The sequence below is a fragment of the Carboxylicivirga linearis genome (assembly GCF_018271995.1).
Lineage (GTDB): Bacteria > Bacteroidota > Bacteroidia > Bacteroidales > Marinilabiliaceae > Carboxylicivirga > Carboxylicivirga linearis.
The window spans coordinates 72,939-80,673 of the sequence record NZ_JAGUCO010000024.1 but is presented as its reverse complement, the minus strand read 5'-3'; the positions used below and the strand labels follow the sequence as shown (position 1 = coordinate 80,673).

Here is a 7,735-nt window from a genome sequence, read left to right as displayed (position 1 = left end):
GGTGTGGTATTCTTTGTGGATCCACCTTACTTAAGTACTGAGGTAGGTACCTATCAAAACTACTGGCGATTGTCTGATTATTTAGATGTATTGAATGTACTTAAGGATAACTCATACATCTATTTTACGTCTGATAAATCATCGATCATAGAATTATGTGATTGGCTTGAAAAGAATCTGGAAGCATACAACCCATTTGCCGGATCCATTCAATACGATATGCCAGTAAAAGTAAACCACAATGCAGGATATACTGATATCATGCTTTATAAGCTGCGATATGTGAGTAGTGTGAGTGGTAGTTTAGAAAAGCCAGAATATGAGGTTAATGTGACCTAAAAATGAGTATATTCAGGGTTTAATCATTAAATCTAATACTATGAGTTGGACACAAGAACAAATTGATGCAGTTTGGGAAAAGGGAACAATAGTACCTCCAAATAAACCTAGCGAATGGCGAAAAGATATGGCCGGTGCATGGATTCACTATAGTCAATTTGGGAATACAGATAGTCAATATGGTTGGGAAATTGATCATATGAAGCCGGAAGCTCTTAAAGGATCAAATCATATAGATAACTTGCAACCATTGCAATGGCAGAATAATAGAACAAAAGGAGATAATTATCCAAAATCAACAACATCTATAACGGCAAAAGGCGTTGATAATATTGAAAAAATACAGACTTGGTTTGCTTGAAAAATAAAGGCCTGTTAAAAAGCAGGCCTTTATTTTTTTATGTACATTTCAAATTGAAAAAAGTGCACATTTTAAATTCACGATTATATATTGTTTTGACCTCTAATGTTTCCTTATTACTGGATTCTAATTTTTGTTCTCGTTGTCTCTTTTTGTAGTTTTTAGAAGCACACTTTTGACCACAAAACTTGGTAACTGTTGTTCTGGCAATGAACTCATTACCGCAGTGCAAACAAATGCGCTGGATTTGAATATTCGAGCTCATAATTCAACCTCCTAATTTTGTTTCTAATTGTTTCAGAATGTTTCTAGTTGTTTCAGAATGTTTCATAATTTGTCCTTATTAGTACCTCGTTTAAATCAAATGTAATTGAGGTACAAATAGTGACCAAACTTTTGTCCAAAAAATGTTAATGTGTGCTAAAGTGGAAATGTGAAAAGTGGCTGTAATGCCTATGTAGACTAGGATTTTTAAATTAATTCGTCATGGTTTGTCATTTGTTTTCCCTACCTATTTGCCGATACAGAAATTCTTAAAGATATTACCTAATACTTCGTCTGTATTTATTTGACCTGTTATTTCACCTAAGAAATGAAGAACTTCTCTGATATCTTGGGCGAGGAAATCACCGCTGATACCAGAAGTTAAGCCCTCAGATACTCTTGTAATCGCTTCTAGTGATTTTTGAAGAGCTTCATAGTGGCGTGCATTGGTTACAATTACTTCATCATTATCTAAGGCTGTTAGGTTGACTGTTTTTAGTAGTTCTGTGGTTAATCCGTCAATGTTAGTATGATGTTTTGCTGAAATAGGAACAATTGCATCAGTCTCGGCTAACTCTCTAAAAGATGATTCATGGAATCGATTTTCAACTACTTTATCTTCTAATAGATCTGTTTTATTTACCACAACAATTAGCTGTTGACCCTCATTCATTCTGTTTTTAACGTTGGTAATGGCTTCATGGATCTTATCATCAGGATCATTTACATCCAACATCAACAGAACAATTTGAGCTTTACTTATTTTACTATAGGTTCTTTCAATACCCAGACTTTCAATTTTATCTATCGTTTCACGTATTCCTGCTGTATCAATAAAGCGAAAAGTAATTCCTTCAATATTAATGGTGTCTTCAATTACATCACGGGTAGTGCCGTGTATGTCTGATACAATAGCTTTCTCTTCTTGTAAAAGCGTATTTAATAATGTTGATTTTCCGGCATTGGTATGACCAACAATTGCCACCGGAATACCATTTTTAATAACATTACCTAAAGAGAATGATTTAATCAGCTTAGTTAGTAAACCGGAGATATTGTCAACCAGCTTAGTTAATTCATCACGATTGGCAAATTCAACATCTTCTTCGCTGAAATCTAGTTCCAGCTCAACCAATGAAATAAAGTTTAACAATTGTCCTCTTAGGTTAACCAATTCGTTTGAGAATCCACCACGCATTTGTTGTAAGGCAACTCTTCGGGCAGCTTCACTGCGTGATGCAATTAAATCAGCTACTGCTTCAGCCTGACTTAAATCCATTTTGCCATTTAAGAAGGCGCGTTGAGTGAATTCTCCGGGAGTGGCCAGTCGGGCTCCTTTTCTAATCAACAATTGTAAAATTTGTTGCTGAATGTAGGGTGAACCATGACAAGCAATTTCTGCAATATCTTCACCTGTAAAAGAATGTGGATTCTTAAAAAGACTAATTAATACTTCATCGATACTGGTTTCTTTGTCTTGTATAGTTCCGAAATGAATGGTATTTGCCTTTTCATTAGCAAGTACTTTCCCTTTCTTGGCAGGCTTAAAAATATTCTGACAAATAGAAAAACTTTCCGGACCAGAAAGGCGAATAACCGCAATGGCTCCCATACCCTGGGCTGTAGAAATGGCGCAAATAGTATCGTTGAATTGCATAACTAACTTTTTTGCAAAAGTAGTAAGAATTTAGTTACATAGCTTTGAAAGTACTTCTGTTTAGAGTGATTGTTTAAGCGAGGATTACAAAAATAGCTTGTTTATAAGTGGATGTTTAAATTCTGAAGAGACAGATATTAGATTTTCACTTAAAACAAGCTCGTCAATATAACCTTCGATTTTTTCGAATGGGAAAGACTCAATTTTATTGTCCTTAAGGTAAATGTTGGTTAGCATTTCTGCTTTTAATAAGTGCTCCAATCCTGAGTGGATTTGATTTTCGCTAAAATCAATCAACCATAGTGCTTCAAGATGGGCAAGAACAGTAGGAATGCATTCAAAGAGGTTATTCGCCAAATAAAGTTTTTCGAGATTCAATAGTTTAGAAAGATTTATTGAAAGATCTTTCAATTGGTTATGTCTAATATCCAGGGTGTTTAATCCTTTTAACTGATTGATCTCCTGAGGTAATTCTATAAGATTGTTGTTTCGTAAATCTAGTTGTTGAAGGTGCTTAAACTGAAATACTTCTTCGGGGATAGCATTATCAAAACCAGATTTAAAAACATTTAAATGGGTCACATTGCCAACTTCATCTAATTGATAACCTCTTAAAAACCACGTTAATTTTTGATGTTGCTTAAGTGGATGTCTAAGTTTTAAATTCAGCTTATCTATCAGTTGGTAGTCTGACATATATATTAGGTTTATAAAAAACTTTCGTTTAAAATGGCATTAATTGATTTCCAGAATTGATAATGAAAATTTAAGCTCTCTTCATCAATCCACTTATCTAATGTTTTCTTTGTGCCGTTGGGTTCAAACTGAAATTTCTTAGAGAGCAAATAAAACTGTGATCTTTCTGGATGGAATTGAATACCCATAACATTAGGATAGTGTCCATGAAACATGGCTTCTATAATTTTTTCATCCATTGATGTGGCACCAACTTTAAAACCTTTTCCTAACTTTTTAACTGCCTGATGATGATAACTGTTGACCATAGGTGTTTGGTTAGGATCGATATTTAATAGGTCAATAAAAAAGTAATCCTTAAATCTGATTTTGTGAAAATGAGAACCAACAACGTTTTTATTACCTGTTGAGTATGGATAGTAGTTGCGATGTATCTCCTCATTATTGAGGTGAGAAAGACCTTTTGTTTCTTCGCTTTTGTAAATCTCAAGAGGAATATCCTGAATTAATGAACCACCGGTAGCAACATTCATTGTCTGCATTCCAAGGCAGATGCCAAGAATAAAATAGTCCTTTTTTTCATCCAGTAAAGGTTTGAATTCAACATCCTGATAACCTCCCAACAGGTGAAACAGAAAAGATGCTTCAAAATAGTGGCGATACGAATCAGTTACTTTGGTTCTTGGGTGAGGTTCTTCATTATAGATAGCAGGAGGAATATCTGGTCCACCAAAAAAGATGACTCCATCACTGTTGTTGAAAAGTTCACTGAAGTTATCAGAACACTGGTTGTTACAAAACAGGCTATCAATAAATAAAGTATCTGTCACTTCCAATAAACTCATATCAAAACAACTGATGGTATCCAGCATTTTAGTTGATTGAGAATAATCGTAAATTTCATCTTTATGATAGATGCCTGTTAATGAAATGGCGCTTAAATCAAGTAAACCACTATTTTGTAAAGCGTAAATAACCTCAATAGTTCCTTTTGTTGGATGAGTAATAAGAAGATTTTTTTTTATTTCATCCGGAAGAGTATCTGCAAAAGCAGAAAAGCTAAATAAATAAGTTAAAAAGTAAATACTCAGTTTTTTGAATATCATAATTTTATCACACAGTGTTTTGCGAGATTAGACGTGTTTTGATTACGAAAGTAAAGATATTAAAACTTGCGACTCAAATGTGTCAAATTGTAATATTCCTAATAGGATTTTAATTTTAGAGGATTATATAATGCTTTAAATGCCTTTTTTACATTAAATTGAAACAAACAACTTACAAAACGGTTATTTACAGTAAGAATTTATACACAATACTCTTAAGTTATAAACGCTAATAAATCTTTTTACCCTATGAGTGTATTAGTTAAAAAAGACTCTAAAGTTATCATACAAGGTTTTACTGGAAGTGAAGGCACTTTTCATGCCACCCAAATGATTGAATACGGAACCAATGTAGTTGGAGGGGTTACGCCCGGAAAAGGCGGGACAAGACATTTGCAATTGCCAGTATTTAATTCGGTTGCAGAGGCCGTTGACAAAACAAAAGCAGACGTTTCAGCCATTTTTGTGCCTCCACCATTTGCTGCTGATGCAATTATGGAAGCTGCAGAAGCAGGCATTTCGGTAATTATTGCAATAACTGAAGGTATCCCCACGTCAGATATGGTGAAAGTAAAACAGTATTTAAATGGAAGAAATGTTCGTTTGATAGGACCTAACTGCCCGGGAGTTATTACACCAGGTGAAGCAAAAGTGGGAATTATGCCCGGTTTTATTCATCAAAAAGGAACAATTGGGGTAGTTAGTCGCTCGGGTACATTGACCTACGAAGCAGTTGATCAATTGACAAAACAAGGTTTGGGGCAGAGTACATGTATTGGTATAGGTGGAGATCCTATTATTGGAACTACTACTAAAGAAGCTGTTGAGTTATTAATGAACGATCCGGAAACCGAGGGTATTATTATGATTGGAGAGATTGGTGGAAGTATGGAAACTGATGCTGCCAACTGGATTAAAGAAAATGGTACCAAACCAGTGGTTGGCTTTATTGCTGGTCAAACAGCCCCTAAAGGAAGACGCATGGGGCATGCCGGTGCCATTATTGGAGGGAAAGATGATACGGCAGCAGCTAAAATGAAAATTATGCGCGAATGTGGTTTGTATGTTGTAGAATCGCCTGCTGATATAGGCTCAACTATGGTTAAAGCACTAGGAAACTAAAATAATTCGTATCCAGTTTTGGTTAAAAGAGTCGGTGTAATATTCCGGCTTTTTTAGTTTTTACTGATATTAAAATAAGATACATGACGTTGTAATTCGTCGGCCAGTGCATTTAAAGTATCGGCACTTTGAGAAAGACGCGTGGCCATTTGTGCATTTTTTTGTGTTCCTGAACTTAATTCCTGCAATGCATCAGATATTTGTTGAATTACCAGGTTTTGTTCCATACTGGCTTCAGAAATATTGTTAACAAGGTTGTTTGTCTTTTCCATTTCAGGAACCAGATTTTCCATGTCATAGCCTGTTTTTTCTGATATTATAAAAGCTCGTTTGGTGAGTTTTTCAATTACTTTCGCTGCAGTCTGACTTCTTTCAGCTAGTTTACGAACTTCTGAAGCTACCACAGAAAAGCCTTTACCGGCATCTCCGGCACGTGCCGCTTCAACAGCTGCATTTAGGGAAAGTATGTTGGTTTGTGCGGCAATATCCTGTATAATTGAAACTCGTTCGGCTACTGCTGCCATCGCTTCGCGCAGTCGTTGGGTTGATTTATTGGTATGAATAACACCCTGTAAGGTATTTGCACTTAACGATGCGGATTGTTTTGCATTTTCAGAATTCATATCAATATTGGCAGTTATTTCATCTATAGCCGAAGAAACTTGTTCCGAAGAGCTGGACATTGAGCTGGCAGCATGTGTTAGGTGAAGTGAATCGCTTTCAAGCATTCCTGACGATTCATTTATCTTTCCGGCTGTTTCTCTGATTAAGGTAACTACGGAAGAAAGTTTTTCTGTCATATCAAATAATGAATTGTGAAGAATATCCAATTCATCTTTTTCTTTGCGATATGTCATTTTAGTAGTTAAATCACCAGCCGAAATATTTGATGTTATCGCGGCTGAATTAATTACCGGTTGAATAATTTTCTTACTGAACAGGTTAACAACTACAATAAGAATGGCCATTCCAACTATTCCTATGATCAAAAATATTTGAAGAATAGTATTAGCTTCTTTGGTAATGACATACATTGGAGTAGTGACTACCAGTTGCCAGGGCTCTTCAATCTGGCCAATTTTTATTGCAGTGGCTGAAATAATCGTTTTTTCACCATCAACTTTAATGATTCTGGTCTTATTTTTATCTATTGTACTGTTGAGGTTATTTAATTCAGGAAATATTTCAGTTATATTACTGCCTAATTTTCTATAATCATCGGTTCCAACAATTGTTCCGTTGGCTGACAATAAGTAAGCAACGGATTCTTTAAAAGGTTTTAGTTTTGCTATATAATCAGCAAACGACTTTAACGATATGTCAATGGCAGCTACACCCCAAGCTTCATTTTCTTTAATAATAGGAACAGCTATAGTGGTTTCCAATACACTATCTTTAACTGCTTCACCAAACTTATACCAATAGGGTTCCAGTATCACTTCTTTTTTATTGGCTATAATATCATGGTAAGGAGAGGGGCTTAACCCGTTAATATCACGTTCTAACTCCACTAACCCCAGCTTCCCTTTTTCTCTGGTGTAAGCTGATATTAATCTTCCCGGACGATTTCCCCAGTCGGGTTTTATTTTTGAATATTGCCAACAATGCCATACGCCATAATAATCAATGTTTGATTCGGCTATTTCTTCCGTGCTTTGGTTAAATACTGTTTGAGCTGTTTCCCAACCTAAATCTAAGGTGTGCCCAAAGCTACTTGCCAGGGCTCTTACTGTTCCCAGGTGCAGACTCAGTTCTTTATTGATGGTTTCAGCTGCCAGATGGGTTGCTTCTTTTAAGGCTTGTTGATTGAGTCTGTTGGTAGTCTTTTTATAGAAATACATTGAAGTCAGTAGAAATAATATAAACAGACTACCAACAACAAGTATACTGAAGCTGGAAAGCTTTCTCTTGAGGCTTAATTTCATAGATTATATATGGAGGGTTCCTTACAATAACAAAAATAAACTTCTTTAGATATATATAGTCATTCATTTGATGAATATATTAATGTAATAGTCAAATGTTCATTTTTTGTTGAATAAATAATTAAAAAAGCTAAACTGATATCATTTGATGGTATGTTGCAAATTAGGAGTTTGATTGAAAAAGAATGAATATGATTTTATGTTGAATGAATGCATTTTTAAAAAAATATGGTAAAAAGCTCAGAATTGTTATATTTTTGTGGCT

The 7,735-nt window shown here is 35.0% G+C and carries 7 protein-coding genes; 3 read left to right on the top strand and 4 right to left on the bottom strand.

Annotation, left to right across the window (positions count from 1 at the left end; translation table 11 throughout):
- Together KEM10_RS19845 and KEM10_RS19840 are read left to right on the top strand one after the other, a co-directional pair.
- The coding region (locus KEM10_RS19845; RefSeq protein WP_212218615.1) for a hypothetical protein at nt 1-339 on the top strand (339 nt) is incomplete at its 5' end.
- A gap of 40 nt (nt 340-379) precedes the next feature.
- Nucleotides 380-700 (top strand): HNH endonuclease signature motif containing protein, encoded by a 321-nt coding sequence (locus KEM10_RS19840; RefSeq protein ID WP_212218612.1) that lies wholly within the window; start codon nt 380-382, stop codon nt 698-700.
- Nucleotides 701-1,211: 511 nt separating this feature from the next.
- Here the strand turns inward: KEM10_RS19840 and mnmE are convergent.
- The 3 genes from mnmE to KEM10_RS19825 form a co-directional block, all read right to left on the bottom strand.
- A complete protein-coding gene (mnmE, locus tag KEM10_RS19835; protein ID WP_212218609.1) occupies nt 1,212-2,621 on the bottom strand; it encodes a tRNA uridine-5-carboxymethylaminomethyl(34) synthesis GTPase MnmE in 1,410 nt (469 codons plus the stop codon).
- 84 nt (nt 2,622-2,705) lie between these two features.
- On the bottom strand, nt 2,706-3,317 hold the full coding sequence (locus tag KEM10_RS19830) for a leucine-rich repeat domain-containing protein (RefSeq protein ID WP_212218606.1): 612 nt from the start codon (nt 3,315-3,317) through the stop codon (nt 2,706-2,708).
- 11 nt (nt 3,318-3,328) lie between these two features.
- Entirely contained in the window at nt 3,329-4,423 is a 1,095-nt protein-coding gene (locus tag KEM10_RS19825) for a gamma-glutamyl-gamma-aminobutyrate hydrolase family protein (RefSeq protein WP_212218603.1), read from the bottom strand.
- 249 nt (nt 4,424-4,672) lie between these two features.
- Here KEM10_RS19825 and sucD point away from each other — a divergent pair, with 249 nt between their 5' ends.
- On the top strand, nt 4,673-5,545 hold the full coding sequence (sucD, locus tag KEM10_RS19820) for a succinate--CoA ligase subunit alpha (RefSeq protein ID WP_212218600.1): 873 nt from the start codon (nt 4,673-4,675) through the stop codon (nt 5,543-5,545).
- Between the two features lie 53 nt (nt 5,546-5,598).
- Here the strand turns inward: sucD and KEM10_RS19815 are convergent, their stop codons facing one another.
- Nucleotides 5,599-7,470, bottom strand: coding sequence for a methyl-accepting chemotaxis protein (locus KEM10_RS19815; RefSeq protein WP_212218597.1), 1,872 nt, complete (start codon nt 7,468-7,470; stop codon nt 5,599-5,601).
- Between the last annotated feature and the right edge of the window lie 265 nt (nt 7,471-7,735).